This window comes from Actinoplanes sp. NPDC019969 (genome assembly GCF_055562375.1).
This window is the reverse complement of record NZ_JBVHFK010000028.1, coordinates 1-24443: the sequence shown is the minus strand read 5'-3', so window position 1 is coordinate 24443 and position 24443 is coordinate 1. Positions and strand designations below refer to the sequence as shown.

The 24443-nt window shown below is 70.8% G+C and carries 31 protein-coding genes, 1 pseudogene and 1 riboswitch; of the genes and pseudogenes, 13 read left to right on the top strand and 19 right to left on the bottom strand.

Annotation, left to right across the window (positions count from 1 at the left end; genetic code table 11):
* Positions 1-302 precede the first annotated feature (302 nt).
* On the top strand, positions 303-1067 hold the full coding sequence (locus ACZ3II_RS42750) for a GNAT family N-acetyltransferase (protein WP_465526489.1): 765 nt from the start codon (positions 303-305) through the stop codon (positions 1065-1067).
* On the opposite strand, the gene ACZ3II_RS42745 is transcribed toward ACZ3II_RS42750, so the two are convergent.
* Entirely contained in the window at positions 958-1731 is a 774-nt protein-coding gene (locus ACZ3II_RS42745; protein ID WP_465526484.1) for a lysophospholipid acyltransferase family protein, read from the bottom strand. The two genes, ACZ3II_RS42750 and ACZ3II_RS42745, sit on opposite strands and share 110 nt — an antisense overlap.
* A 113-nt stretch (positions 1732-1844) precedes the next feature.
* Here ACZ3II_RS42745 and ACZ3II_RS42740 point away from each other — a divergent pair, with 113 nt between their 5' ends.
* On the top strand, positions 1845-2369 hold the full coding sequence (locus tag ACZ3II_RS42740) for a hypothetical protein (protein ID WP_465526482.1): 525 nt from the start codon (positions 1845-1847) through the stop codon (positions 2367-2369).
* A gap of 230 nt (positions 2370-2599) precedes the next feature.
* Positions 2600-2670: riboswitch (guanidine-III (ykkC-III) riboswitch) on the top strand.
* Between the two features lie 15 nt (positions 2671-2685).
* Positions 2686-3000: a DMT family transporter gene (locus ACZ3II_RS42735; RefSeq protein ID WP_465526480.1), complete on the top strand. Its 315-nt coding sequence runs from the start codon at positions 2686-2688 to the stop codon at positions 2998-3000.
* Positions 3001-3473: 473 nt separating this feature from the next.
* On the opposite strand, the gene ACZ3II_RS42730 is transcribed toward ACZ3II_RS42735, so the two are convergent.
* A complete protein-coding gene (locus ACZ3II_RS42730) occupies positions 3474-3908 on the bottom strand; it encodes a MarR family winged helix-turn-helix transcriptional regulator (RefSeq protein WP_465526478.1) in 435 nt (144 codons plus the stop codon).
* Positions 3909-3969: 61 nt separating this feature from the next.
* Between ACZ3II_RS42730 and ACZ3II_RS42725 the strand changes: the two genes are divergently transcribed.
* Together ACZ3II_RS42725 and ACZ3II_RS42720 are read left to right on the top strand one after the other, a co-directional pair.
* The gene (locus ACZ3II_RS42725) at positions 3970-4617 is read left to right on the top strand and encodes a maleylpyruvate isomerase family mycothiol-dependent enzyme (protein WP_465526476.1); all 648 of its coding nucleotides are present in this window, start codon (positions 3970-3972) and stop codon (positions 4615-4617) included.
* Positions 4618-4810: 193 nt separating this feature from the next.
* Positions 4811-5260 (top strand): MBL fold metallo-hydrolase, encoded by a 450-nt coding sequence (locus ACZ3II_RS42720; RefSeq protein WP_465526474.1) that lies wholly within the window; start codon positions 4811-4813, stop codon positions 5258-5260.
* Positions 5261-5273: 13 nt separating this feature from the next.
* Here ACZ3II_RS42720 and ACZ3II_RS42715 read toward each other — a convergent pair whose 3' ends face one another.
* The 4 genes from ACZ3II_RS42715 to ACZ3II_RS42700 form a co-directional block, all read right to left on the bottom strand.
* Positions 5274-5987: a hypothetical protein gene (locus ACZ3II_RS42715; protein ID WP_465526472.1), complete on the bottom strand. Its 714-nt coding sequence runs from the start codon at positions 5985-5987 to the stop codon at positions 5274-5276.
* Between the two features lie 85 nt (positions 5988-6072).
* Positions 6073-6795, bottom strand: a complete 723-nt coding sequence (locus ACZ3II_RS42710) for a VOC family protein (RefSeq protein ID WP_465526470.1) — start codon at positions 6793-6795, stop codon at positions 6073-6075.
* A complete protein-coding gene (locus tag ACZ3II_RS42705; protein WP_465526468.1) occupies positions 6795-7577 on the bottom strand; it encodes a metallophosphoesterase family protein in 783 nt (260 codons plus the stop codon). The genes ACZ3II_RS42710 and ACZ3II_RS42705 overlap by 1 nt, the downstream gene beginning before the upstream one ends.
* Entirely contained in the window at positions 7558-8139 is a 582-nt protein-coding gene (locus ACZ3II_RS42700; RefSeq protein ID WP_465526466.1) for an HD domain-containing protein, read from the bottom strand. The genes ACZ3II_RS42705 and ACZ3II_RS42700 overlap by 20 nt, the downstream gene beginning before the upstream one ends.
* A 206-nt stretch (positions 8140-8345) precedes the next feature.
* Here ACZ3II_RS42700 and ACZ3II_RS42695 point away from each other — a divergent pair, with 206 nt between their 5' ends.
* Entirely contained in the window at positions 8346-8690 is a 345-nt protein-coding gene (locus ACZ3II_RS42695; protein ID WP_465526537.1) for a GNAT family N-acetyltransferase, read from the top strand.
* Here ACZ3II_RS42695 and ACZ3II_RS42690 read toward each other — a convergent pair.
* Positions 8682-8870, bottom strand: a pseudogene (locus tag ACZ3II_RS42690) (GNAT family N-acetyltransferase); the annotation flags it as partial. The gene ACZ3II_RS42695 and the pseudogene ACZ3II_RS42690 sit on opposite strands and share 9 nt — an antisense overlap.
* 600 nt (positions 8871-9470) lie before the next feature.
* Positions 9471-9635 (bottom strand): hypothetical protein, encoded by a 165-nt coding sequence (locus tag ACZ3II_RS42685; RefSeq protein WP_465526464.1) that lies wholly within the window; start codon positions 9633-9635, stop codon positions 9471-9473.
* A gap of 64 nt (positions 9636-9699) precedes the next feature.
* Here ACZ3II_RS42685 and ACZ3II_RS42680 point away from each other — a divergent pair, with 64 nt between their 5' ends.
* From ACZ3II_RS42680 to ACZ3II_RS42660, 5 genes are all read left to right on the top strand, one after another.
* Entirely contained in the window at positions 9700-10620 is a 921-nt protein-coding gene (locus ACZ3II_RS42680; protein ID WP_465526462.1) for a fructosamine kinase family protein, read from the top strand.
* 644 nt (positions 10621-11264) lie between these two features.
* Positions 11265-12209, top strand: a complete 945-nt coding sequence (locus ACZ3II_RS42675) for a tyrosine-type recombinase/integrase (protein WP_465526460.1) — start codon at positions 11265-11267, stop codon at positions 12207-12209.
* Between the two features lie 27 nt (positions 12210-12236).
* Positions 12237-12386, top strand: a complete 150-nt coding sequence (locus ACZ3II_RS42670) for a hypothetical protein (RefSeq protein WP_465526458.1) — start codon at positions 12237-12239, stop codon at positions 12384-12386.
* A gap of 83 nt (positions 12387-12469) precedes the next feature.
* On the top strand, positions 12470-13447 hold the full coding sequence (locus tag ACZ3II_RS42665; protein WP_465526456.1) for a hypothetical protein: 978 nt from the start codon (positions 12470-12472) through the stop codon (positions 13445-13447).
* 88 nt (positions 13448-13535) lie between these two features.
* On the top strand, positions 13536-13985 hold the full coding sequence (locus ACZ3II_RS42660) for a DoxX family protein (protein ID WP_465526454.1): 450 nt from the start codon (positions 13536-13538) through the stop codon (positions 13983-13985).
* Positions 13986-14024: 39 nt separating this feature from the next.
* Here the strand turns inward: ACZ3II_RS42660 and ACZ3II_RS42655 are convergent, their stop codons facing one another.
* From ACZ3II_RS42655 to ACZ3II_RS42645, 3 genes are all read right to left on the bottom strand, one after another.
* Positions 14025-14519: an NUDIX hydrolase gene (locus ACZ3II_RS42655; RefSeq protein ID WP_465526452.1), complete on the bottom strand. Its 495-nt coding sequence runs from the start codon at positions 14517-14519 to the stop codon at positions 14025-14027.
* Positions 14520-14861: 342 nt separating this feature from the next.
* The gene (locus tag ACZ3II_RS42650) at positions 14862-15281 is read right to left on the bottom strand and encodes an organic hydroperoxide resistance protein (RefSeq protein ID WP_465526450.1); all 420 of its coding nucleotides are present in this window, start codon (positions 15279-15281) and stop codon (positions 14862-14864) included.
* A 92-nt stretch (positions 15282-15373) separates the two neighbouring features.
* The gene (locus ACZ3II_RS42645; protein WP_465526448.1) at positions 15374-15805 is read right to left on the bottom strand and encodes a MarR family winged helix-turn-helix transcriptional regulator; all 432 of its coding nucleotides are present in this window, start codon (positions 15803-15805) and stop codon (positions 15374-15376) included.
* 79 nt (positions 15806-15884) lie between these two features.
* Here ACZ3II_RS42645 and ACZ3II_RS42640 point away from each other — a divergent pair, with 79 nt between their 5' ends.
* Positions 15885-16412 (top strand): GNAT family N-acetyltransferase, encoded by a 528-nt coding sequence (locus tag ACZ3II_RS42640; protein ID WP_465526446.1) that lies wholly within the window; start codon positions 15885-15887, stop codon positions 16410-16412.
* 49 nt (positions 16413-16461) lie between these two features.
* Here ACZ3II_RS42640 and ACZ3II_RS42635 read toward each other — a convergent pair whose 3' ends face one another.
* From ACZ3II_RS42635 to ACZ3II_RS42605, 7 genes are all read right to left on the bottom strand, one after another.
* Positions 16462-17322, bottom strand: coding sequence for a sigma-70 family RNA polymerase sigma factor (locus ACZ3II_RS42635; RefSeq protein WP_465526444.1), 861 nt, complete (start codon positions 17320-17322; stop codon positions 16462-16464).
* A gap of 121 nt (positions 17323-17443) precedes the next feature.
* Entirely contained in the window at positions 17444-18100 is a 657-nt protein-coding gene (locus ACZ3II_RS42630; RefSeq protein WP_465526442.1) for a Clp protease N-terminal domain-containing protein, read from the bottom strand.
* Between the two features lie 58 nt (positions 18101-18158).
* Positions 18159-18512 carry a DUF6204 family protein gene (locus ACZ3II_RS42625; protein ID WP_465526440.1) on the bottom strand — a complete coding sequence of 118 codons (354 nt, stop codon included), beginning with the start codon at positions 18510-18512 and terminating at the stop codon, positions 18159-18161.
* A gap of 16 nt (positions 18513-18528) precedes the next feature.
* Positions 18529-19347, bottom strand: a complete 819-nt coding sequence (locus ACZ3II_RS42620; protein WP_465526438.1) for an SDR family oxidoreductase — start codon at positions 19345-19347, stop codon at positions 18529-18531.
* On the bottom strand, positions 19344-20021 hold the full coding sequence (locus ACZ3II_RS42615) for a hypothetical protein (protein WP_465526436.1): 678 nt from the start codon (positions 20019-20021) through the stop codon (positions 19344-19346). The genes ACZ3II_RS42620 and ACZ3II_RS42615 overlap by 4 nt, the downstream gene beginning before the upstream one ends.
* Entirely contained in the window at positions 20018-20884 is an 867-nt protein-coding gene (locus ACZ3II_RS42610; protein ID WP_465526434.1) for an ATP-binding cassette domain-containing protein, read from the bottom strand. Before ACZ3II_RS42610 ends, ACZ3II_RS42615 begins: the two co-directional genes overlap by 4 nt.
* Positions 20881-21252: a GntR family transcriptional regulator gene (locus tag ACZ3II_RS42605; protein ID WP_465526432.1), complete on the bottom strand. Its 372-nt coding sequence runs from the start codon at positions 21250-21252 to the stop codon at positions 20881-20883. Before ACZ3II_RS42605 ends, ACZ3II_RS42610 begins: the two co-directional genes overlap by 4 nt.
* A 109-nt stretch (positions 21253-21361) precedes the next feature.
* Between ACZ3II_RS42605 and ACZ3II_RS42600 the strand changes: the two genes are divergently transcribed.
* Complete coding sequence (locus tag ACZ3II_RS42600; RefSeq protein WP_465526430.1) at positions 21362-22954, top strand: methyl-accepting chemotaxis protein; 1593 nt, start codon at positions 21362-21364, stop codon at positions 22952-22954.
* Here the strand turns inward: ACZ3II_RS42600 and ACZ3II_RS42595 are convergent.
* The gene (locus tag ACZ3II_RS42595; protein ID WP_465526428.1) at positions 22951-24162 is read right to left on the bottom strand and encodes a styrene monooxygenase/indole monooxygenase family protein; all 1212 of its coding nucleotides are present in this window, start codon (positions 24160-24162) and stop codon (positions 22951-22953) included. The genes ACZ3II_RS42600 and ACZ3II_RS42595 overlap by 4 nt on opposite strands.
* Between the last annotated feature and the right edge of the window lie 281 nt (positions 24163-24443).

Below are 24443 nucleotides of genomic sequence, written 5' to 3'. Positions count from 1 at the left end.
GCCAGTCCACCCCACCGGCCGTCGCGGAGGCAGGTCATGGGCCGGCCGTGACCTGCCTCAGCGACGGCCGGCGATCGGGCCGTCGCCCAGGACGGCCATGGGCCGGCGGTGACCTGTGTGGGCGACGGCCGGGGCGCGGTGAGAGCCGCTACGCCCGTGAGGGGCGCTGCGGTCCGGTGACCCGCCTGCGTCGCCCGGAGAAGCAGGGACGGATCACGCTGGGCGGGGCGCGTACGGCGTACCACATCAGGGGTAACCGCATATGTCTGACTTGCCGCACGCCGGGATCTAGCCTTGGCGGCATGGAGGTCGAGCAGATCGAGCGGGTGCACGATTTCAACCGCTACTACAACCAGCGCCTCGACGTGCTCACCGACCGTTACCTCGGGCAGGGCCGGCCGTCGGCGGAACGGTCCCGCGCCGGGATCGCCGCGCTGCTCGGCGAACTCACCGCCGGCCAGCGTGACCGGCTGATCCGCGCCCAGGACGAGATCCGCCGGGTGCTGCGCGCCGCCGCCGTCGTGGTGGAGGCCGTGGCGCCGGCGTCGGTGACCGCCCGGGAGTGCCTGGCCCGGTACGCCGCCGAACTCGACCGCACGTTCCCGGAAGGCTTCGAGGAGGCCACCCTGACCCGGCCGGAGGACGTCACCGGCACCCAGCTCGTCGCGATCGAAGACGGACATCCGGTCGGCTGCGGCCTGTGGATCCGCCTCGGCCCCGGCGTCGCCGAGATCCGGCACCTGTGGGTCGCCACCGAGGCCCGCGGCCTGGGCCTGGGCCGCAGACTGCTGGGCCGCCTGGAGGTCGACGCGGCCGCGCACGGCATCACCACCGTGCGGCTGGGCACGCACCCGCTGCTCACCGAGGCGCTGGCGCTGTACCGCAGCAGCGGCTACGGCCACATCGGCGGCTACAGCGACATCCCCTACAACCAGCTGGCGTTCGAGAAGGAACTGATCAGTCCGTACGCGGCCGGACCCGCGACAGGTCGTGCGGCCGGGTCACATCGATCACTTTCGGCGTCCGCAGCTCATCGCAGCGCAGCGGCGTCAGGGTCTCGTCGATAGCGTCCATGATCAGCCGGGTGGCCTGCATCGCCTGCGCGCCCGGCGAACCGGTCTGCGCCGCCGACAGATCCACCGCGTGCCCGGCGAACCGCACCCGCACCACCGGCCGGGTGAACACCGCCTTCAGCAGCGCCCGGCCCAGATGCTTCGGCGCCGCCCACGGAACCACCGCGTGCGTGCCCCACTGCGCCACCGCCAGCACCGGCGCCCCGGACATCTGCGCCATCCGGGCCGCGCCGGTCTTGCCCCGTTCCGGCCACATCCACGGATCGAGGCCGATGCGGCCCTCCGGGTACACCAGCACCGCCGAGTTCTCCGCCAGGGCCTTCGCGGCGGCCGGCAGCGCGTCGCCGACCCTCGTGGTGTTGCGGTCGACGCGGATGTGCCCGCAATGCCGCATGATCGCCCCGACCACCGGGGCCCGGAACACCCCACCGGTCGCCATGATCCGCGGCACGATGCCGGCCCGATGACACGCCGCCATGATCACCAGCGGGTCGGCCGGGCTGACATGGTTGGTCGCCAGGATCACCGGCCCGCCCCGCAGCTCTTCGGGCATGCCGCCGGACACGCGCAGCCGGGCGAACGGGAACAACACGAACCGGGACACGGCGAGCAGCAGCCGCCACAGCCGCGGCGCCCGCCAGACAGGTGAGGTCTGCATGAGGCCTCGAATGATCCCACGGCCGCGGCAGGCCTTCTTGCGGGGTACGCCGTAAGCGTTCCGTCTGCCCCGATCCCCGGACGGCGCGGCTGCGGGTACCGGACCCTGAACCCATGATCACCATGTCTGCCCTGCGCTTCTGCACCGTCGTGGCGGTCGCTGCGGCCAGCGCGATCAGCCCCGCCGCCCATGCCGCCGGCGCCCCGGCCACCCTCACGCCCGCCCAGCGCACCGTGCTCCTCGACGCGACGAAACGGTTCCAGAACGTGAAGCTGGCCACGGCCGCCGGCTACCTGCCGGCCGAGCACTGCGTGCCCGGCATGGGCTACCACTACGTGCACCCGGGCCTGGCCGCCGATACCGCGGTCGATCCGACGCTGCCGGAGGTGCTGCTGTACGACCGGAAACAGACCCTGCTCGGCCTCGAATACTTCAAAGCCGACGCCGACGGCGACCTGAAGACCAGCGGTGACCGGCCGACCCTGTTCGGCAACCGGTTCGACGGGCCGATGACCGGCCACGAGGTGCCGCACGGCGCTCCGCCCATGCCGGTGCACTACGACCTGCACGTGTGGCTGTACCGGGCCAACCCCGACGGTGACCTCGCCACCGTGAATCCGCGCGTCACCTGTCCCTGAGCCGTCGCGGCGCCCGGTTTCCGGGTTCGCTCGCGCGGACTCCGGGCTTTCGCGGTTGCGGGTCTTAGCGGTTGCGGGCATTCGCGGGTTCGGACGCCGGCTTGGGACGCCGGCTCGCAAGGGTGGTTCGCATGTCGGCTCGGCAAGCTGGCTCGGGAGGCCGGTGAGTTCGGCCACCGGGGCGGACAGTGACGTCTCATTGGCCGCGCCGGGTGGCTAACCTTGGCGAGTGGCGCCCGCGGTCCGCGGGACGCCCCGGACGAGTTGCGTGTCGTACCCGGCCTGACAAGACGACCGCCCCTTGAGGTGATCCGTCATGGCCTGGCTCGTTCTCGTCGTCTCCGGTGTGCTGGAAACCGTCTGGGCGATCGCCCTGGACCGCAGCGCCGGTTTCAGCCGCCCCCTGCCGACCGCTGTCTTCGGTGTCGCCCTGCTGGCCAGCATGGCGGGCCTCGGGTATGCGCTGCGTACCATCCCGGTCGGCACCGGGTACGCGGTGTGGGTCGGCATCGGCGCGGTCGGCACCGCCCTGGTCGGCATGATCGCCCTGAACGAGCCGGCCAACCTGCCCCGCATCATCTGCCTGCTGATGGTCGTCGCCGGGGTCGCCGGCCTCAAGTACTTCCACTGACCCCTCGGCTCGCCAGTTGCCGGCGGCTCACTCCATCCGTCTGGGCAGTGAGGGCAAGGCACAGGCCGCCGCTTCAATACCCGACGCGTCCCCGGCTGCATCCCGCTTCGTGATCGCTGACGGCCGCGGACGCGCAGAGTGGGAAGCGCGCTTTGCACCTGATCTTGTGGACCGGGCACCGGAGCCGGACGACCATGATCGGATTTCTGCCCATACTTGTTCGTTGCGCTCCGGAAACCCGGTACCTCCTGCCCAAGATCTGTGGCATCGATTAGGGAGCGCCGGGCGAACTGCCCCGGAGCGGCGATTTTGGCAGGGAGCGTCCGGGGGGACGTGCAAGATCGCGGGACGAGCCGGAACGAAGCGCTCAAGATCTCAGATGAGGCAGGGGCAACCGGAGCCAGCGCGCAAGATTGCTGGTAGCGGATGTCATGGCTGGATCCGGATGACATTGCTTCCTGGCGGTGACGGGTTCACCCCTGGTACGGGTCGGTGATCTCGCGGAGCCGGGTCAGGGTGTCGCGCAGCGTGGCCATGCCTTCGCCGCCCAGGTGGGTGGCCCACTCCGACTCCACCTGCGCGACTACCGCCGCCGCGACCGGGATCGCTGCCCGGCCGCGCTCGGCGATGCGCACCAGCCGGGCGCGGGCGTCGGTGGGGTCGGGTACCCGTTCCACGTACCCGGCCTTGACCAGCTGGTCGACCAGGAACCCGGCGGTCTGCTTGGTCACCTGAGCCTGCTCGGCCAGTTCCCCGAGCCGGGTGCCGTGCGGCCCGATCCGCTGGAAGATCCGGGCCTGCGCGGCCGTGATGTCGAACCCGGCCGCGGTGACGGCGGCGAGGACCCGGTTCTCCATGGCCCGGTACGCCACGAACAGCAGCACCCCGACGTTCACCTGTTCCGGCATGCCGCGCTCCTTGACGACTCGTCAGATCCTCTGACTAAACTTTAGTCAGAGAATCGTACCAATGCTGGGGGTCGTCATGGACCAGGAGCAGAGCTGGCAGATCATCACCGAGGAGCGGCGGCGCCTGGCACACCTGCTGGCCGGGCTGCCGGACACCGCATGGGAGACACCGTCACTGTGCGCCGGCTGGCGGATCCGTGACGTCGCCGCCCACGTCGCCCTGGCCCCGCAACCACCCGGCATGTGGACCATGACCACCGCGGCGCTCCGGGCCGGCGGCCGCTTCCATCGCCTCAACCACGACATGTCCGTCCAGCACGCCCAGCGGCCGGTCACCGACCTGGTCGCCGAGCTCGAGCGGTACGCGGACTGCCGCCGGCTGCCGTTCGTCACCAACTACCGCAACATTCTGTGCGATGTCCTGGTGCACGCCCAGGACATCGCCGTGCCGCTGGGCCGCGACCTGCCCATGCCCCCGGCTGCCGCCGCGGACGCCGCCACCCGGGTGTGGACGATGGGCTGGCCGTTCTGGGCCCGCCGCCGCCTGCCGGGCCTGCGCCTGACCGCCACCGACGTCCCCTGGACGGCCGGCGCCGGCCCCGTGGTCACCGGCCCGATCAGCGCCCTGCTCCTGCTGCTGACCGGCCGCGCCGCCGCCCTGCCGCACCTCTCCGGTCCCGGCCTCACCGGCCTTGCCCACCTCACCTGACGTCCCGGCAGAAGGTCGAGACAGCGCAACGCGCCCCAGGTAGGGCGCAGGAAGCATGGCGGAGGCGGAGCGAGGGCGACCGACAAGGGCGACGGGGCTACGAGTACCGGGCGGTAGCGCGGTGGAAGGCAAACAAGGGAGCCGACCGGGTAATCGGTTTCGCCGCGCAGAGGCGGTTGTCTACGTTGGCCGGATGCGCTTGACGACCTGCGGCCATGCCTGCGTACGGATCGAGGACGGCGACCGGATCCTCGTGATCGACCCCGGCACCCTCTCCGACCGCGACGCCCTCGCCGGCGCCGCCGACATCGTCGACGGGCTGCCCGGCTGCCCGCACCTCGGATACCTCGTCGACGGCGTCTACCACCCCGGCGACTCCTACACCGTGCCCGACGCCGACGTGCACACCCTGCTCGTCCCGGTGTCCGGGCCGTGGGCGAGCCTGCCCGCCGCCATCGCGTTCGTCCGGGCGGTCGCACCCACCCGGTCGTATCCCATCCACGACGCGCACCTCAGCGACATCGGCATCGAGACCGCCGACTGGTGGCTGGCCACCAGGGGCGGCACCGTCCATACCCGCATACCGCGAGGTGAACCGGTCAGCCTGCCGCCACCGGCCGCCACGACATCCGACCGGGCATGACCCGACCGGACCGTCAGCCCGCCTCGCCGAGCTCGGCCAGGCGGGCCTCCACCTCGGCCAGCTCGGCCCGTAACCGCTGCGCCTGCTGCTCGGCCTCGGCCCGCTCGGCCGCCATGATCTGCTCGACCGCCTCCTGCACCCCCGGCATGTCGACCAGCGACACCATCTTCAGCGCCTCCGCCGGCCGGATCACATAGGGCCGGGCCAGCGCTTTCGCCCCCTGATTGGCGGCCACCGTCCACTCGCCGTCCCCGTAGGCCAGCGTCACGGTCAGGCTCGGCGACGGTTTCGCCTTGGCCGGGCGGGCCACCTTGCGCACCGGAGCAGCCGGCTCGTTGGGTTCCTTCACAGCGGGAGCTTCCTCACTACTCTTGCGGGGGACCGGCGGTTTCGGCGGCGCGGGCGGGTCGGGCAGCAGCGGCGGCCCGGACAGCACCGGCTCCGCCGGCGGGGGAGGCGGCGCCACCTTCTTCGGCGGTGGGCCTTTCGGGGCGATCCGCAGATCACCGGGGGAGAACGGCAACTCGTCGCGCCCGAATTTCACCACCACCCACTCGTCCGACACCGCCGGATCCTCCAGGCCCACCACCTGGCCGATCTGCCCGGAGATCTGTCCTGCCGACTCGGTGAACTGCACGCGAGGTTTGCGGCCGGCCGCCAGAGCGTCCCGGATCTGCTGCAACTCCTCCGCGGTCAACCCACCGGCTGCCACGCCTGCCGCCGTCATCACACCCTGCCTTCGTACGCCTGTATGAGAGCGGCTTCTTTCTACCAGCACCCACCGACAAGAACCGCGCACCACACCGAAACGATCATGACGGGTGTGGCGAACGGCCCGTCACGCAATACTCCCGGCCCACCGGATCCCGCAACGTCGTCCAGTCACCCGGCACCCGCCGTACCACCGAAGCCCCCACCGCGACATGCCGCGCCACCTCCGCATCCACGTCGTCACACGCGAAATCCACATGCACCCCCGCCACCGCGCCACCGGTGCGCTGCACCAACAACCGCAAACCCATCCCGCCCGGCCGCTCCAGACAGCAGAACTCCGGCAGATCCGTCGCCCGGACCGCCCACCCGGTCAGTCCACCCCAAAAATCAACTTCTTGCGCGTGTACGGGGCCCGGAACGTCCAGGCACAACTGGTCCACGACACTGTGCTGCCCACCCGGCCACCGCCGGGGCGCCGGCCGCCGTTGCTCACCGTCCCAGCCCACCACACAGAACGAGATTCCGGCCGGAGACGACAGCACCACCAGATCCCCATGATCCGCCGTCACCACCGCGCCCAGCTCCACCGCCCGCGCCACCGAGACGGCAACCTCGTCGACATGCAGATCCAGATGCGAACGCGCCCGACCGTCCCCGACCACCTGCACCCGCAGACACGCATCCCCGTCCACCGGCAGCAACGTCGCGAACGTGCCACCGTCGCGCCGCGCCGACAACTCCCACCCCGTCACCGCCACCCAGAACGGCTCCACCTCCCGCCCCGGAGAATCCAGGAACCCGGTGATCCACCGCACCGCCATCACGCCACCCGCCCCGTCCGCAGCGCCGCCGCCACATCCGCACGCCCGAACCCCTCGGCCGCCACCGCCGCCCGCTCCCACCCGTACGCCACGCGGTGAAAAGACACCTCCCAGCGCCCCGACACGTCATCGGCCACCGCGAACCGCGCATGCGGCGACCCCGCCTCCATCCGATGCGGAAACGGCACGTCATCGGAGTACGCCGGCCAGCCCACACTGCCCGGATTCACCACCAGCGCCCCACCCGGCAACCGCACCGACCCGGAAAGATGCGTGTGCCCGCACAGCAGCAACCCGTACCCCGACACGTCACCGAGCCGCTCCACCACCTCCGCCAGGGTCGCCTCCCGCGCCCCGGCAGCGGTCACCGTGTGCAACAGGTACTGCAGGTCATCGGTGGGCGTACCGTGAAAAGCAAGAACCCCCGCCACCGGGGACAGCGTCGCCGGCAGCGACCGCAACCAGGCCAGATGCTCACCCGACAACGCTTCCAGGGTGACCCGATCGGCCATCCCGATCCGCTCCGGCCCGAACGTCAGCAACTGCCGCTCATGATTGCCCGCCACCGTCGGCAACCCCAACCCCATCAACCGGTCCGCCGTCGCCGCCGGCTGCACATACCCCGACAACAGGTCACCACAGTTGACCGTCAGATCCACCCGTTCGGCGTCGATGGCCGCCAGCACCGCATCGAGCGCCGGCAGATTGCCGTGCACATCAGAGATCACCGCGATTCGCATCCGGCCATCCTGCTTGATCTTGCTACCGGACCGGAAACGCATTCTGGTACGCGAGACGCTCGTCCGCACCCGCCGCCAGAGCCTGCAGGCAGTCGTCCAACGACACGAACGCCTCCCACACCGCCACCCGTGACGCCCGCGCGATCCGCTCGACCAGCAACGTCTCCAGATCCTCCACCCGCTTCGCCTTCCACACCTTGTCCGCGACGCTGACCAGCAGATCGTCCACCCCGATCCCGTGCGCCGTCCACGACCCGTGCGTGCCCGCGAACCGGGCCAGCCGCTCCGGCACACCCCGCTCCACCAGCAACGCCCGCCCCGCCGCCTCATGCAGCGACCCCGGCCCCGACAACTCCTGCGGATGCCGCACCTTGCCGACATCATGGGTCGCCGCCCCGAACACCACCGCCTCCCGATCGAACACCACCGCCGGATGCGCCGCCGCCAGCCAGCCGACCAGCTCACACGCCACGTCGTACACCAGCCGCAGATGCGCCCCCAACCGTGCCGGCGCACCCACGTCAGCCAGCAGCACCGCCACCACCGGCGGCACCACCCGGAACCCACCCGGCCCGCACACCGCCCGCTCCAGCAACACCGTCACACCAGCACCTCCGCACCCTCCAACACCAGCGGCGCCCACACCTCCGCACCCGACCGGCCATGCTCCGGATCCACCGCCACGAAACAGCCACCACCCAGCCGCGTCACCGTCCGCCGCGCCCCCCAATCCACCGACGACCGCTGCGGAACCGCTCCTCACACACCCACCGCCGATCCCGGTAACTCACGATCGCCGAATGCCCGTGAATCAGCGAGAACGGCATCCACACCCGCAGCGCCACCGCCTTCGGCAACGACCCCACCGACGTACGCCCCTGGGCCCACCAACTCCAACACCACGCCCTCACCCGGATCGGCGCCTTCGACGGCCCCCACCTCATCGGCTTCATCCAAGTCTGCTGGGACGGCGGCAGCCACGCCTTCCTCCTCGACACCACCCTCCACCCCGGCAGACAACACACCGGCATCGGTACGCGCCTGGTCACCGCCGCCACCGACGCCGCCCGCGCGCCGGCTGCCAATGGCTGCGCCTCGACCACTTCTACCGCGCCAGCGGCTTCCAGCCCACCCAGGCCGGCCTGCTCAACCTGACAACGCCTTGACGTAGAACACCAGCGTCCACGACCACCCCGGCCGATGCTCCCGCCTCACCTCGCGGTACCCCAGACCCCGATAGAACGCCATCGCATCCGGCTGATTGGTCGCCGTATCCAGGTGCACCGCCTTCAAGCCCGCATCCGCCGCACACCGCTCCAACTCACCCATCAGCGCCCGCCCGACCCCACACCACCCCGGTGTCCGAACCCCGAAACCTCCGCACCGTCACCACACCGCCGACCCTGCCCCAGAAACCCCGCCACCACCAGCCAATATCATCAGCGCCATCTATCGCCGACCAGTAACGCGAAGCCATAGGGGAGTAGCCCACACCATGAGCCGACCCCGAACCGACCGCGAACTGCTCCACACCATCCACGACTCACCGACCTGCTCGCCCGCCTCGACTTCGACGTCTCCCGGCACACCGAAGGACCCTTCGAACCGATCGCCGGAGACGCCGGGGGAGGCGCATACCTCCTCGTCGGCACAGGGGAGACCAGACCCGTCCTCTACGCCGGCTGCGCCGGGGGAAGCGGACTCGCCCTCATCACCGGTCTCCCCAGCCTGCAGGACGCCACCACCGGCGACCACACCTGGCTCACGGAGGCCGACGACGAGATCCGCCACGACTGGCCGACCCTCGACCACGACCGCCACCGCATCCGAACAGCACTCCCTGATCACCTGCACGCCGGCGGATCCGCTGCGATGACCCGGCCCTCACCCGCATAGCCGGGGATGCGGAAGTAGAAGACGGCCTGGAACGCGGACTCAGAGCCCCAGCCCGGTCAGGATCCGCCACCCCACCACCGCCACACCCAACAACTCGTCGACCTTCGCCACCACCTCGGGACGGCCCGCATCCACCGCGGCCTCCCGCAACCGCAACGACAGCCTCAGCAACGCCGCAGTCCGCTCACCCACCCCATCCGCCATGCCCCCAAGCTAGAAAGACACGGCGAATCGAAGCGGGACCAACGACCGGGGGAGACCGGCAACGATGCAACCCACCACACTGCTGACACAACGACTGACCCGCGCCGGAATCCACGACGTCATCACCGTCGAACCGGTCACCGGAGGACTCGCCGCCATCGCAGGGATCGCCACCCGCGACAACCCGCCACCGATCTTCGTCAAAACCCTCCCCGACACACCCGCCAACGACACCTTCACCACCGAAGCCGAAGGACTCACCGCCCTACGAGAACTCGGGGGACAGACGACACCCCACGTCATCGCCGCCAACCACGAACTACTCGCCCTGTCGCTCCTGGAACCACGGCCACGTACCGAAGCCTTCTGGGAACAGTTCGCCCACACGCTCGCCCACCTGCACACCACCACCATCCACCCCCGCCACGGATGGCACCGCGACAACTGGCTCGGCCGCCGCCGCCAGACCAACACATGGACCGACGACGGCCACACGTTCTACGCCGAACACCGGCTCCTGCGCTGGCTCACCGAACCCCGCGTCGACACCGCCCTCGAACCCGCCGACCGCGCCGCACTGCACCGACTCTGCGACCGGCTCCCCGAACTGCTCCCGAACCGGCCGGCCTGCCTCACCCACGGCGACCTGTGGAGCCAGAACGTTCTGTCCACCGCCGACGGGCGAGCGGCACTGATCGACCCGGCCGTGTCCTACACCTGGGCCGAGGTCGACCTGGCCCACCTCTGGACCACGGCGCCACCACCGGAATCCCGCCGCTTCTTCGCCGTCTACGCCGAACTCACCGGACTCGACGACGACTGGACCACCCGCATGCCGATCATCCAGTTGCGGCAACACCTCGCCGTCCTCGCCCAGTTCGACGACGACTGGGGCGCCGCCGACACGATCCGCGCCACACTGGCCTCGTTCAGGACCAATCGGACATTTGTCCGGAAGTGGCCGCCAGCGCGAATCGAGGGCTGATGCCATGAGCGCCACTGAAGGGGAGAGGCTTCTTCGCGCCACCGCTGATCACATGGTGGCAAGATGCTGCGTCCCGCGCGGACTCGGGATGCCGGCCGACAAGTGACACCCCCTGAGGTACCGGACAGGGCAGATTTACCACGTGTCTTTCACCTGAGGCAGGCGGCCTGGGACGAGAAGGAACTCTCGGCCCCACCCGAGGGCCTTGATAACGCCTTCCCGCGCCCATATTTCCGGGGTCGATAATCTATATTATGTCAACCTGGCTTGAGGAGGGGTCTCCCCGCGGCCTCCAGCACCCTGCTTCAACACACTTTTCCGGCTGCGTCTGACAGCCGCCGAGCCATCCCAGGGCGTCGAGTGCCGCTGGAGGCGAGTGGAAGTCGCTCCTGTGCTGAATACGGCCCGGTGCGAAGGGCGGGTCGTGGACACCGTGCGCCCGCGAAGATCGCCCGCGAGGGCGGCCGGCCTTTGGATCCGGTTCAGCCCTGCCCCCCTGTCCGGCTCAGGGCCCCGCCCGCGGCTCGCGGAAGGCGTGGCGAGACGGACAAGTCGTCATACAAGCGGGCGTAATGCATCACCACCACTGATGGATCACGAAGTTGAGCAGCACAAACGGTGATAATTGCTGCATAATATGCCTTATGCAGCATGCGTCAATCTCTGAGTTGATCGACGAGTTCCTGGCCGCGCGGGCCACACGGAAGCCTTCGGTGCACACGCTGTCGGCGTACCGGCGCGACCTCCACCTCGTGGCGCAACTGGTGGATCCCGCGCCGCTCACCGTGAGTGACCTCTCCCCTCGCGTGCTGCGGGCCGCGTTCGCGCGGTTCGCCGCGTCCCGCTCCCCCGCGTCGGTGTCGCGGGCCTGGTCGTCGTGGAATGCGTTCTTCACGTTTCTGGTCACTGAGCAGGTGCTTCCGGGGAATCCGATGTCGGGGGTGGACAAGCCGCGGCAGTCGGTGCTGATTCCGAAGCCGTTGCGGGGTGAGGACACGCCGGAGGTGTTGTTGCGGGCGGTGAGCAAGGTGGATGAGACGCAGCGTGACCCGTGGCCGGAGCGGGATGTGGTGGTGCTGGCGCTGGCGTTGTGTGCGGGGTTGCGGTTGTCGGAGATGTTGGCGCTGCGGGTGGGTTCGATCGGTGGGCGGCCCGGTGAGCGGCGGGTGGAGGTGGCCGGTAAGGGTGGGCGGCCGCGGATGGTGCCGATCGAGAACGGTCTGGATGCGGCGGTGGGGCGTTATCTGGAGAGCCGGCGGGTGCGGTTCGGGCGGGTGGGGTCGACCGCTCCCCTGCTGGTGGATCGGCGTGGTGAGCCGTTGCGGCGGGGTGGTCTGCAGTATCTGGTGCGGTCGTGTTACCGGCGTGCGGGGGTCGGTGATCGGGTGCCGCGGGGTGCGCAGTTGCATGCGTTGCGGCATACGTTCGCGACGCGGTTGGCGGAGGACGGGGCGAACGCGTCGGAGATCATGCGGTTGCTGGGGCATGCGTCGTTGGCGACGTCGCAGTCGTATATCGAGGTGACGGCGGAGCAGCAGCGGGCCGCCGTACAGGCCAATCGGACAAATCGGGTTTTGAGTGAGCTGTGACGACGGGTGTCTGCCAGAATCCGCGGTATGAACGAGGAGACCTTCAGCCGGCGGTCGCTGTTCGGGCGGGTTCTGCTGGTCGCGAGTGGCGCGGCGACACTGCTGACGCTGTCCGGGTGCCCGGGCGGGGACGGCGACGACGAGGACGATGACGACGGTGGGGACGACGACGATTGATTCTTTGGTTCGATACCTGTGGCCCGGGATCATCGACTTAGGTAGCTAGTTGCCGGGTGTGCGGCGCGGGCAGGCTTTGCGGCATGCGAGTGCTGGGGTTGTGGCTGCTGGCGACGTGGTGCGCCGAGTGTGTGTGGGGTGGCTTCACCGTCGACGGTTATCCGATGGTGGTGCTGTTCCTCGGGCCGTTGTACGGCAGTGTCGCGGTGCTGATCCGTGAGGTGGCGCGGCGCCGGGGTGGTGGCTGGCCGGTGATGATCCTGCTGGCGGCGGCGTTCGGTGTGGTGCAGGCCGGTGTGGTGGATCATTCGTTGTTCGATCGGGCGGGGCTGGCCGGCACGGAGTTCGCCGCGTGGAACGAGGCGGCCGGGCGGACGCTGGTGCCGGTGTTCGGGTTCAGTGCCGAGCAGTTGTTCGAGTTCGTGCGTAATCATGTGTGGCTCAGTGTGTGTGCGCCGATCGCGGTGGTCGAGGCGTGCACGGGGGTGTCGCGGCGGCATGCCGCGTGGTTGACCGGGCGTACGGCGGGTCTGCTGGTGGTGCTCTATCTGGTGGGCAGTCTGCTGATCTGGTCGGATACGTCCTATCCCCTCTCCCCCGCCCAGTGGCTGTTCGTCGTGGTGACGGTGGGGTCGCTGGTGACGGCTGCGGTGGTCTGGCCGTGGTTGCGGCCCGGGGGTCGGGTGGGTGGTGTGCGGCGTGGTCCCGGTCCGTGGTGGCTGGGTGGGTTCGTGCTGGTGGTGGAGTTGGCGGTGTGGTTCGCGGGTTCCGGGTGGGCCGGGTTGTGGCTGCGGGTGGTGGCGCTGGGGCTGGTGGTCGTGCTGGCGGTGTGGTGGGCGGTGTCGGAGTCGCATGTGCTGGCGGTCTGGGGCGCCGGGCTGGTGCTGGCGGCGGCCGGGGCGTTCCTGTCCCCGCCGTATGAGGCGGCGGCGCCGTGGCTGATGGTGGTGTCGGACGTGTTCGGGGCGGTGTTGGTGGTCACGTTGCTGGTGGTGGCGTGGCGTCGATTGTCGCGGTCAGGCGGTCGGGTCGCGGTCCTGTCGCGGGGTGGTGGTTCTTAGGAAATATTTAGAGTCATAGATAAGTCTCGATGCATTTGCTCGCTAGCGTCGACGCGACCGTAGTCCAGATTCGGCTAAGGAGCGTCTATTGTCCTCGCCTCGTGTCGCCCAGATCACCTGGTCGCTGTTCCGTGTCGTGGTCGGCCTGTTGTTCGCCTGTCACGGGCTGTCCAGCCTGTTCGGCGTGTTCGGTGGCGCCCGCGGCAGCGGTGAGCCGGTTCCCGTCGGGTTGTGGCCCGGCTGGTACGCGGCGTTGATCCAGCTCGTCTGCGGCATCCTGGTCATGATCGGGCTGCTGACACGTCCCGCGGCGATTCTGGCGTCCGGGTCGATGGCCTACGCCTATTTCGTCGTGCACCAGCCGGACGGGTTGCTGCCGATCGAGAACGGTGGGGTCAACGCCGCCCTGTACGCGTGGATCTTCCTGACCGTCGCCGCGTTCGGTGCGGGCCGGTGGTCGCTGGACGCGGTGATCGGCAGGCGCCGTGCGAGCGTTCCGGCCGCGAGCGCCCCCGCCGCGGTGACCGAGCCGGTGTGACTCGGACGGCCCCGCCGGCGTGGCGGTGGGGCCGTCCGTTCAGGGTTTCCAGGGCAGTTCGATCGGGCCTGCGGGCAGGGTTCCGGTGATCGTGTCGGTGAGCAGGGCGGCGAGGCCGGCCGGGTAGACGATCTCGGTGGTGGCGTGCAGGTCCGGGACGGGCCACCAGTGGTGGCCGCCGTAGTGGCGGCGTTCCCAGGCGGTCTGGCCGCGGGTGTCGACGTCGTGGTGGTCGACGCGGAGCAGGAAGAAGTCGTCGCGGAAGTAGCCGGTGCCCCCGTCGATGTCGGCGGGCCCGGCGGTGAAGGCGATCCAGCGCAGCGCGTGCGGGGTGACGGTGAGACCGATCTCCTCGGCGAGTTCCCGGGCGGCCGTGGTGGCGAGGTCCTCACCGGGTTCGACGCCGCCGCCCGGGGTGAACCAGCCGAAGCCCGCCGTCAGATCTCGCGGGTCGAGTGCCGAGCGCAGCAGCAGGACCCGGTCGGCGCGGTTCAGGACGATCGCGCGGGCGGAGCGCCGGGTGTACTCGGGCATGCCGGGAGCCTACGGCCCTGCGCGGGAGCACCGCTCGAATCGTCAGGGACGGGTGGGAGCGGGAGTGCTGTCCGGGCCCAGATGACCAGCGGAAGCCGCCGAGCGGCCGGAGCCGGCGGTGTCGGTGTTCGATCAGGTGGTGCGGTCGTTCGCCGATCGTGGTATCGCCAGTCCCAGTAGCGACTCGTGACCGAGCCGCCAGCCGGGGTTTGCGGCCGCGGGAGCCGGCAGGTGAGAGCCGGCAGGTACGGCGGCGGGGACACGAGCGTCGGCGGGAACGCGAACGGCACCGACCCGCGTGGGGCCGGTGCCGTTCGGGGTGGGGCCGTTCGGGGGCGGTGGTCAGGCCAGGTTGAGCTGGACGTCGACGTTGCCGCGGGTGGCGTTGGAGTACGGGCACAGCTGGTGGGCGGCGTCCAGGACGGACTTGGCGGTGGCCTCGTCCAGGCCGGGGAGTTCGGCCTCGATGGCGACGGTCAGGCCGAAGCCGCCGGTGGGCAGCGGGCCGATGCCGACGTCGACGGTGATCGCGGTGTCGGTCAGGGTGATCTTCTGGGCGCTGGCGACGCGCTTGAGGGCGCTGTGGAAGCAGGCGGCGTACCCGGCGGCGAACAGCTGCTCGGGGTTGGTGAGGGCGCCGCCGGCGCCGCCGAGCTCCTTCGGGACGGCCAGGTCGAATTCGAGGACGCCGTCGCTGGAGCGGACGTGGCCGTTGCGGCCGTCGCCGGTCGCGGTGGCGGAGGCGGTGTAGAGGGCGCTCATGCGATGTCTCCCTGAGGGTAGGAGTGGTTGCCGGCACCGCGGGCGCGGTGCGGCGGGTGAGGGCAGTGGTCAGCGGTGCGCCGGAGCGCCGGTCAGGGGGTGGGGCCGGCGGTGCGGGCGCGGTGGAGCAGGGTGTGCAGCTGGGTGAGTTCGTCGGGGGTGAGGCCGGTGGCGCAGGCCAGGGCCTGGGTGAGGTCGCCGATGTCGGTCTGCAGGCGTAGTCCGGTGTCGGTGGGGTGGACCTCGACGGTGCGTTCGTCGTGGGCGCCGCGGCGGCGGGTGATGTGGCCCTGGGCTTCGAGGCGTTTGAGCAGAGGGCTGAGGGTGCCGCTGTCCAGGCGCAGGGTGCGGCCGAGGTCACGGACCGTGGTGGGGCCGTCGTGCCAGAGGACGCGCAGGACGAGATATTGGGGGTAGGTGAGGCCGTGTGGGTCGAGGTGCGGGCGGTAGAGCGCGGTCATCGCCCGGCTGGCCGCGTAGAGCTGGAAGCAGATCATCCGGTCGAGGGCGGTGCTCTCTCGCATGACCAAAACAGTAGTACGCAATTTAGTTGTGCACAACTGATTGGTGCTGTGGATCACCACTGTGTGTGATCATGCGGCCATGGCGTCCATCCGCTTCCTCCAGCTCTCCCCCGCCGTGCTGGCCGCGCTCGTCGACGGCGACCTCGATGCCGCCAGTGCCGCCGCGGGGCATCCGCTGAGCCCGTTCCTGGTGGAGGAGCGATGGCTGTGGGAGGTACGGCTCGACGACATCCGCCGGGACCCGGAGGCCGCCGACTGGATCGCCCGGGCCGCCGTCGCCGAACCCGAAGGGGTGATTGTCGGGCACGGCGGGTTCCACGGGCCGCCGGACGAGGCAGGGCGGGTCGAGGTCGGGTACACGGTCGCGCCGGAGCACCGGCTGCGCGGGTACGGCAAGGCGATCCTGGCGGCGCTGCTGGAACGCGCGGACGCGGATCCGCGGATCACCGGGGTACGGGCCAGCATCCGGCCGGACAACATCGGGTCGAAGAAGGTGATCGCCGGGTTCGGGTTCCGCAAGATCGGCGAGCAGTGGGACGCCCAGGACGGTCTCGAAGACGTCTACCTACGGGTGAGACCGCAACCCGGGGGCATGAGCCGGCCGTGAGCCGGCGCCCCTGACCCGGCGGGGGCGGGCATCCCCGTACCATCAAGAATCAGGCGGCCGCGGCCAGGCGCTGACCGTGCACGTCGGTGACCGAAAGCCGCGAGGCCATGGTGCTGCGGGCGGCGATCTGCGCGGCGTACGCGGCCCGGCGGCGCGAGACACAGCCGTCCTTGGGCGCTGCGGGGACGTTCTTCTGCTCCATGTGGGTGTTCAGGCCGTCGCGCAGCAGGGCCAGGGCCTCGGTGCGCAGCTGCGACACCCGGGACTCGGTGACGCCCAGCGACGCGGCGACCTCCGACAGCGGGCGTTCCTGCAGGAACGACGCCTCGACGACGTAGCGCAGCCGCTCCGGCAGCACGGTGACCGCGTCGTGCAGGTAGCCGAGGCGCTCGCGGTGCAGCAGGGTCTCCTCGGGGTTCATCGACGCCTCGGTGACCAGGTCCTCGGCGGCGCCGGACGCGAAGCCCTGCAGCGACAGCACGGCGGCGCGCTGGACGTCGTCGTCGACGCTGGACAGCTCGTTCACGGCGACGCCGAGCAGTTCGGCCAGCTCGTCGGCGGTGGGGGTGCGGCCCAGCTGGCGGGTCAGCTCCTCGCGGGCGACGTCGGCGCGGCGGGCCCGGGCGCGCACCGAGCGGCTGGCCCAGTCCATGCTGCGCAGCTCGTCGAGCAGGGCGCCGCGGACCCGGACGGCGGCGAACCGGCCGAACGGGATGCCCCGCTCGGCGTCGAAGGCCTGCGCGGCGGTGACCAGGGCGGCGTACCCGGCGGAGGCGAGGTCGTCGCGGTGCACGTGCGGCGGCACCTTGAACAGCATCTCGCGGACCATGTGACCGACCAGCGCCATGTTGTCGCGGATGAGCTCTTCCTGGTCGCGGGTGACGGACTTCGGCGTGACGGTGGCGGTCATTTCGGTTCCCCCTGTGTCGGCTGACCGGCTTGCAGGGGGAACTTTTCGCGGCTACGGGTGCAACCGGTGGGCACTCTCGGTTGCTGCTTGGTTGCACCGCGAATTTCTTCTCAAGTACGGGTCACGGCTCCTGCGGGCCTTTCTCGACCGCTTCGCGGACGGCGTCGTGGTCCAGGTCGAGCACGGGTTCGCCCTCGGTGAGCAGGGCCAGCAGCAGATGGCCGGTGCCGACCTTGTCGTGGCCCAGGCGCAGCGCCTCGCGGAAGGTCAGTTCCAGAACCTTGCGGGTACGGGTGTCGAACGGGATCAGTGGCACCGGCTCGGCGTCCCCGGGCGGCAGGGTGACCTGGTCGCGGATCTCGGCGACGGTGCGGCCCTGGGCGGTGATCGCCGTGACGGCGAGGCCGCCGGCCTGGTCGAGCACGCCGAGCAGCAGGTGCCCGCAGCTGATCTCGGGGTGCCGCCAGCGGGCGGTGTGGGCCATCGAGGCGACCACCGCCGCGCGGGCGGCGTCGGAGTAGCGCTCGAAGCCCTGGTCGCGGGGCACCGAGCGTTTCTGGGCGGCCTGTTTGCTCACGCCCATGCTGCGGCCGATGTCGGTCCAGGAGGCGCCGGAGCGGCGGGCCTGGTCGACGAAGTGGCCGATCAGGTGGTCGGCGAGGTCGCCGAGACGGTCGCTGAGCACCACGGCGCCGGTGAGCCGGTCGAGGGGGTCGTCGGGGTGCTGACGGGTGACGGCGTGGATGAGGTCGTCGAGACGGACCGGAGGCTGCGTCATAGCGTCAACCGTAGGTTGACGACACGACGGCCGTCAACCTACGGTTGACCTGATCAGTTCAGGCTTGGAGTTTGCGGCCGCGTTTGCCGAGGGGGATCTCCGACATGTCGACCGTCTGCGAGGTGATGCGCTTGAAGCCGTACCCGCGCGCGGTCATCCACGCCGCCGCCTTCGCCTCGGCCCGCGCCGTCACCTTCGGGATCTCCCGCTCGTCGTCGACCGTCTCACCGAACCGGAACGTGAAGAACGGGCGCGCCGCCAGGTCGTAGGTCAGGTGCCCCTCGGGCGTGTACTCGACGGCGAGGATGTCGGCGTGCGCGTCCCCGGCGGCGGTCAGCTCGGCCTTCTGGGCATCGGACAGGTTGTCGAAGGACCCGCGGACGGTGACGCGGATCGTGCGGCTGGTGCTCATCGCGCCAGTATCGTGACTACGCCCCGGCCGGGCGAACGAATTCCGTCGCGCCCCGCAACCGCACCGACAGCAGCTTGCCGGCCCGGGTGATGTCCAGTCGCAGGTCCGCCGGCCGGGCCAGGCCCAGATCGGCCAGCCGCGCCGCCGGGATCGCCGCCGGGTCCAGGCCGTCGCGGCGGGCCACCAGCACACCCAGGTCGTAGCGGCTGATCGGGTCGGCGCCGGCCACGTTCAGCACCCCGGCGTAGTCGCCGGCGGCCAGCTCGAGCAGCGCGTCGGCCAGGTCGTCGACGTGCACCGGCTTACGGATCTCGTCGGTGAACATCGCCCCGGACGCGCGGCCGGCGATCAGGTCGTGGGTGAACCGCTCGTGACCGCCGTGCCCGTCGCCCAGAATCAGGGAGGTGCGCACGATCGCGGCGGACGGGGCGATCGCGCGGACCGCGGTCTCGGCGGCGGCCTTGGCGGCCCCGTACGCGTACACCGGCTCCGGCAGGGCGTCCTCGCCGTACTCCTCCCCCAGCGTCCCGGAGAAGATCGCGTCGCTGGACACGTGCACCAGGCGGATCCCGGCCGCCGCCAGGGCCACATGCGCGGCCCCGTCGGCGGTGGCCGGCCAGTCGTGGCGATCCCGGCCCGCCGCGGTGTGCACGATCGCGTCCGGGCGGACCTCGGCGACCACCCGGCGCACGTCGGCGGGATCGCGGATGTCCAGGCGCACCGGCGACGCCGACAGCGACGCCCCGACCGCCTCGAAGCCCTGCGCCGCCGCGCGCGCGAGGACGCGGCGGCCCAGATAGCCGGTGGCACCGGTGACGAGCAGGCGACGGATCACGCCGGAACTCTAGTACGCACCGGCACGTCCCGGACCGCCAGCCACAGCAGCGCCCACCCGGCGGCCACCATCAGCGCCGTCGCCGGCACGCCCAGGCCGATCCGCGCGAACGGGAGACTGAACAGGCCGTTCGCGGCGCCCGCGTACACCACGATCGCCGCCGCCGGCAGCAACGCCAGACCACCGGCGGCCTCCCAGCGCAGGATCGCCGCGCCGAGGAACGCCCCGGTCATCAGGCACACCGCCAGCATGCTCCAGTACGCCGCGAAGATCAGCGGGTAGTCGCCGGCCTCGAAGATCCGGTGGTCCTGCAACAGGCGGGTCCAGCCGGCGGCCCGGTAGACCACCGCCTCGACCGCGTACACCCCGGTGATCAGCACGGCCAGCACGGCGCTCGTGACCACCTGGAACAGCGGGTGCTGCAGCAGGAACTCCCGGCGGGTCCGGCCGTGCACGATCATCGTGGTCAGCACCCGCGACGCGCTGTAGCCGTACCCCAGCGCCAGCCAGTGCAGCGCCTGCCCGGCCACGTCGACACCGCTCAGCGTGATCGGGGTGAACAGCGCGGCGACCGCGACGACCACGGCCACCAGCAGATAGAACGCGCCCAGGAACATGATCAGGAAGACGGTGTGGGCGGAGAACAGGTACCGGGCGATCGGCAGACGGCTCACGACGGGCCTCCGGTCAGATGGATGAACAGGTCCTGCACGGCCACCGGGCCCAGCTCCAGGCCGTGCCGGCCGGCCAGCCGCCGGCGGTCGTCGTCGAGGCCGCCGAACACGGTCACCTCCTTGGTCGGGCCCAGCTGCCGCTCGGCCAGCACGGTCAGCCCGGAGGTGAAGTCGTCGACCACACGCGCCGGGCCGGTCACCGCCACCCCGCGGGCGCGCAGGTCGTCGAGGTCCTCGCGCAGCAGCAGCCGGCCCTCGTGCAGGATAAGCACCTGCTCGAACAGCGGCGACTGCTCCTCGATCAGGTGGGTGGACAGCACGAACGTGCGCGGATGCGCCAGATAGTCGGCCAGGAGCTCGTCGGTGAACAGCTGCCGGGCCGCGGCGTCCATGCCCAGGTGCGCCTCGTCGAACATGGTCAGCTCCGCGCGCGACGCCAGGCCGACGGTGACGCCGAACGCGGACCGCTGGCCCCGTGACAGCCGGCTCAGGGTGGACCTGCGGGGCAGGGCGAACCGGTCGAGCAGGGCAGTCGCGTACGCCCGGTCGAAGGAGGGCCGCAACACCGCGGCCATGTCGAGGATGTCGGTGAGCTTGTCGGACGGGTCGCCGAGACCACCGTCGTCACGGATCAGGCAGATCCGGGTGGTGGCCGCGACGTTCTCGAACACCGGCATGCCGTCGAAGGTCACCGTGCCGGCGGTCGGCTTGCGGAACCCGGCCAGCGCCGACAGCAGGGTCGTCTTGCCGGCGCCGTTGCGGCCCAGCAGGCCGTAGACGCGGCCGGGGCTCAGGTCGAGGTCGAGGGGGTGCAGGGCGGTGGCGTCGCCGTACCGCACCTGCAACGCGGACGTGGTGATCATCGGGCGTCTCCCGGGGGGTCGTGCCGCTGGAGGTGGGCCACGACGTCGGCGACCGGGATGCCCAGGGCGTGCGCCTCGGCGAGCATCGGGCCGACGACCTCGGTGAAGAACCGCTCCCGCCGCTGGTCCCGCAGCCGGGCGCGGGCGCCGTCGGCCACGAACATGCCGACACCGCGGCGCTTGTAGATCACGCCTTCGTCGACGAGCTGCTGGAACGCCTTGGCGGCGGTGGCGGGGTTGATGCGGTAGTGGGCGGCGTACTGATTGGTCGACATCACCTGCTGGCCGGTGTCGAGGACGCCGCGCAGCACGTCGTCCTTGATCTGGTCGGCGATCTGCCGGTAGATCGGGCTGCGGTCATCGAACATGCCTCCGCTCCTTGCTGGCTTCACTGCGTTGGTTCGTTACTCCACCAACTAACCATAGAGCATCGGCATATGTCTTATGTCGGACCGAAGGCTGCCGATCAGGAATGGCATGAAGAACTTGACCATCGGACGCCGGCTCGGGGCGGGCTTCCTCGTCGTCGTGCTCACCATGGTCGCGCTGGTGGTGACGGGTGTCGTCCAGGTCAACCGGATCAACGACAAGCTCACCGTCATCAACGACCAGAACGCCGTCAAACAGCGATACGCGATCAACTACCGGGGCAGCGTGCACGACCGGGCCATCGCCCTGCGCGACCTCGTCCACGCCACCACGCCGGGCGACGTCGCCGCCGAGAAGGCCCTGATCGACAAGCTCGCCGCCGCCTACCGCGAGTCCGAAGTGAAGATGAACGCCATCTTCGCCGACGCCAGCCTGGTCAGCGACGCCGAGAAGGACGCCCTCGACGGCATCAACGACGTCCAGGCCGCGACGAACCCGCTCGTCGAGCAGGTCATCGGGCTGCGCGAGGCCGGCCAGACCCGGCAGGCCGTCACCGTCCTCACCGACCAGGCCAAACCCGCGTTCGTGGAATGGCTCAAGGTCATCAACGTGTTCATCGACCTCGAAGAGTCGATGAACCAGGCCGAGACCGCCACCGCCCGCGACATCGGCCACAACTTCCGGCTGCTGATGTACCTGCTGCTCGCCGCCGCCGTCGCGTTCGCCGCGGCGATCGGCTGGTGGGTCACCCGCAGCATCACCCGCCCGCTCGGGCAGGCCGCCGACGTGCTCGCCGCCGTCGCCGACGGCGACCTCACCCGCCGCCTGCACGTGGCCGGCGACGACGAGGTCGGCCGGATGAACCGGTCCATGAACACCGCCCTGGAATCGATCAGCTCCGCCATGGGCGGGCTCGCCGCCGGCACCGACAGCCTCGCCGCCGCCAGCGACAAGATGGGCCGCCTGTCGGCCCAGCTCGCCGACGGCGCCAAGGAGTCCTCCATGCAGGCCGACGTGGTCGCCGCATCCGCCGACGAGGTGTCCCGCAACGTGCACACCGTCGCGGCCGGCAGCGAGGAGATGGGCGCCTCCATCCGCGAGATCGCCACCAGCGCCAACGAGGCCGCCACCGTCGCCGGCCGGGCCGTCACCGCGGTGCAGACCACCACGGCCAGCGTGTCGCGGCTCGGCGAGTCCAGCCGCGAGATCGGCGACGTCGTCAAGACCATCACCAGCATCGCCGAGCAGACCAACCTGCTCGCCCTCAACGCCACCATCGAGGCGGCCCGGGCCGGGGAGATGGGCAAGGGCTTCGCCGTCGTCGCCGGCGAGGTCAAGGACCTGGCCCAGGAGACCGCCCGGGCCACCGAGGACATCGCCCGGCGCGTCCAGACCATCCAGGCCGACACCGCCGGGGCGGTCGCCGCGATCAGCGAGGTCGCCGAGGTGATCGAGCAGATCAACTCGTACCAGACGACGATCGCGTCGGCGGTGGAGGAACAGACCGCAACCACCAACGAGATCAACCGCAGCGTCTCCGAGGCCGCCAGCGGCTCCGGCCAGATCGCCGCGAACATCGGCACCGTCGCCTCCGTGGCCCGCAACACCACCGACCTGGTCAACCAGTCGGAGCAGGCGGTCCAGGAGCTCGGGCAGGTGACCGGCGAGCTGCGCTCCCTGGTCTCCCGGTTCCGGTTCTAGAGCGAGCCGAGGTACGCGTCCGCCTTCTGCGCCGACAGGAACCAGTCACCGAAGTCGGCCGGATCGGCGAACCCGTTGGCGAGCCGGTCCGCCACCACCTGATGCTGGGCCGCGGCCCCGAGCAGCTGCTGCACATGCTGCGGGGGCGGGCCCAGCATCAGGTTCGTCCAGTCGGTGACCGGCTGCCCGTGCAGCTGCCAGAACGACGCGAACACCCGGTTCATCCACGCCGCGTCGAACAGCCCCTGATGAGCCAGGATCGCCGTCAGGTAGTGGTCGGCGGCCTTCGCCGCGGTGTTGGCGCCCTGCCCGGTGACCGGATCGTTCTGGATCACCACGTCGCCGATCCCCAGCACCGGCGTGCCACCCGGCAGCAGCCCCACCGGCCGGCGCACCACCGGGGTGAACCGGCCGGCCAGGGTCGCCCTCTCCCCGGCCGCCTCGACCGCGCCGGCCCGCTCGCGCACCGCCGGCAGGAACTCCTTGACCAGGGCCAGGGCGCTGCCGAGCACGTCGCCGGGGTCGACGACATCCAGCGGGCCGCCCGGCACCGCCTCCCAGAACAGGATGTCGCACGGCCCCTCCTCCGTCAGGGCCGGCATCACGAACAGCTCGCCCGCCCCGGCGACCGTGTGGTTGGCCACGTGCCCGGCCGGATGCTCCGGGTCCGGCCGCAGACCGTGCACGTACGCGACCGCCAGAGACCGGGCCGGCGCGGTCAGCGGCGACCGGGCGGCGTCCCGCTCGAACAGCCCCGTCAGATCCCCGCGCCCGGCCGCGACCACGGTCAGGTCGAACCCCTCCGCGAGAGCGTCCAGGTCGGCCGGGCCGACGGTCCGGTACTCGACGGTCACGCCGCGCTGCTCGGCCAGCTCCAGCCAGCCGGCCATCTTCAGCCGCTGGTCGACCGAGCGGGCCGGGGCGTCCAGGCGCCCGTACACGTCCAGCACCGGTGCGGTCCGCGGCATCGACAGGCTCACGTGCAGCCCGTCGATCCGCGGCGCCTGCCGCTCCCACAGGTTCAGCCCGTGCCGGCGTTCGGTGGCCAGCGCCGGTTCGAACATGACCTGAGTGGACAGCGGCGCGCCGCCACGCAGCTCGGCCGGCGTGCGCGCCGACACCACCGTCACGTCGAAACCTTCGGCGTGCAGGCCCAGGGCCAGCTGAAGCCCGGCCTGACCGGCCCCGGCGATGAGGATGGTGCGCAACTCTTCTCCTTTGCCGAAAAGCAGCCGGTGCCGCCCGGCCCGGACTGGGCGGCACCGGCGGCAGTATCCCTTGATCTTGAGCACTGTTGCATCTGGACGATCACATAGGGCGCGCCGGACCGTTGACGTGGATAAACTCGGCCTGCGCAACCGGGCCGTGCGCTGAAGACGTGGGTGTGGAGTTGGGGGGCGCCAAGCGGCCCCAAAACACACCCACCGCTTAACAACCCCCCCCCGCCCCCCGGCCCGCCCCCCCCCGCGCAAAAAAAACGGTAGAGGGG

Excerpts from the sequence above, each read along its gene's own strand:
- ACZ3II_RS42750 (WP_465526489.1), top strand. The coding sequence starts at position 303 with ATGGAGGTCGAGCAGATCGAGCGGGTGCACGATTTCAACCGCTACTAC.
- ACZ3II_RS42685 (WP_465526464.1), bottom strand. The coding sequence starts at position 9,635 with ATGGCGGATGGGGTGGGTGAGCGGACTGCGGCGTTGCTGAGGCTGTCG.
- ACZ3II_RS42640 (WP_465526446.1), top strand. The coding sequence starts at position 15,885 with ATGGCGTCCATCCGCTTCCTCCAGCTCTCCCCCGCCGTGCTGGCCGCG.
- ACZ3II_RS42630 (WP_465526442.1), bottom strand. The coding sequence starts at position 18,100 with ATGACGCAGCCTCCGGTCCGTCTCGACGACCTCATCCACGCCGTCACC.
- ACZ3II_RS42710 (WP_465526470.1), bottom strand. The coding sequence starts at position 6,795 with ATGGCGGTGCGGTGGATCACCGGGTTCCTGGATTCTCCGGGGCGGGAG.
- ACZ3II_RS42725 (WP_465526476.1), top strand. The coding sequence starts at position 3,970 with ATGCTGGGGGTCGTCATGGACCAGGAGCAGAGCTGGCAGATCATCACC.
- ACZ3II_RS42680 (WP_465526462.1), top strand. The coding sequence starts at position 9,700 with ATGCAACCCACCACACTGCTGACACAACGACTGACCCGCGCCGGAATC.
- ACZ3II_RS42625 (WP_465526440.1), bottom strand. The coding sequence starts at position 18,512 with ATGAGCACCAGCCGCACGATCCGCGTCACCGTCCGCGGGTCCTTCGAC.
- ACZ3II_RS42705 (WP_465526468.1), bottom strand. The coding sequence starts at position 7,577 with ATGCGTTTCCGGTCCGGTAGCAAGATCAAGCAGGATGGCCGGATGCGA.
- ACZ3II_RS42605 (WP_465526432.1), bottom strand. The coding sequence starts at position 21,252 with ATGTTCGATGACCGCAGCCCGATCTACCGGCAGATCGCCGACCAGATC.
- ACZ3II_RS42670 (WP_465526458.1), top strand. The coding sequence starts at position 12,237 with ATGAACGAGGAGACCTTCAGCCGGCGGTCGCTGTTCGGGCGGGTTCTG.
- ACZ3II_RS42600 (WP_465526430.1), top strand. The coding sequence starts at position 21,362 with ATGAAGAACTTGACCATCGGACGCCGGCTCGGGGCGGGCTTCCTCGTC.
- ACZ3II_RS42650 (WP_465526450.1), bottom strand. The coding sequence starts at position 15,281 with ATGAGCGCCCTCTACACCGCCTCCGCCACCGCGACCGGCGACGGCCGC.
- ACZ3II_RS42720 (WP_465526474.1), top strand. The coding sequence starts at position 4,811 with ATGCGCTTGACGACCTGCGGCCATGCCTGCGTACGGATCGAGGACGGC.
- ACZ3II_RS42665 (WP_465526456.1), top strand. The coding sequence starts at position 12,470 with ATGCGAGTGCTGGGGTTGTGGCTGCTGGCGACGTGGTGCGCCGAGTGT.
- ACZ3II_RS42740 (WP_465526482.1), top strand. The coding sequence starts at position 1,845 with ATGATCACCATGTCTGCCCTGCGCTTCTGCACCGTCGTGGCGGTCGCT.
- ACZ3II_RS42745 (WP_465526484.1), bottom strand. The coding sequence starts at position 1,731 with ATGCAGACCTCACCTGTCTGGCGGGCGCCGCGGCTGTGGCGGCTGCTG.
- ACZ3II_RS42735 (WP_465526480.1), top strand. The coding sequence starts at position 2,686 with ATGGCCTGGCTCGTTCTCGTCGTCTCCGGTGTGCTGGAAACCGTCTGG.
- ACZ3II_RS42645 (WP_465526448.1), bottom strand. The coding sequence starts at position 15,805 with ATGCGAGAGAGCACCGCCCTCGACCGGATGATCTGCTTCCAGCTCTAC.
- ACZ3II_RS42610 (WP_465526434.1), bottom strand. The coding sequence starts at position 20,884 with ATGATCACCACGTCCGCGTTGCAGGTGCGGTACGGCGACGCCACCGCC.
- ACZ3II_RS42715 (WP_465526472.1), bottom strand. The coding sequence starts at position 5,987 with ATGACGGCGGCAGGCGTGGCAGCCGGTGGGTTGACCGCGGAGGAGTTG.
- ACZ3II_RS42655 (WP_465526452.1), bottom strand. The coding sequence starts at position 14,519 with ATGCCCGAGTACACCCGGCGCTCCGCCCGCGCGATCGTCCTGAACCGC.
- ACZ3II_RS42730 (WP_465526478.1), bottom strand. The coding sequence starts at position 3,908 with ATGCCGGAACAGGTGAACGTCGGGGTGCTGCTGTTCGTGGCGTACCGG.
- ACZ3II_RS42635 (WP_465526444.1), bottom strand. The coding sequence starts at position 17,322 with ATGACCGCCACCGTCACGCCGAAGTCCGTCACCCGCGACCAGGAAGAG.
- ACZ3II_RS42675 (WP_465526460.1), top strand. The coding sequence starts at position 11,265 with ATGCAGCATGCGTCAATCTCTGAGTTGATCGACGAGTTCCTGGCCGCG.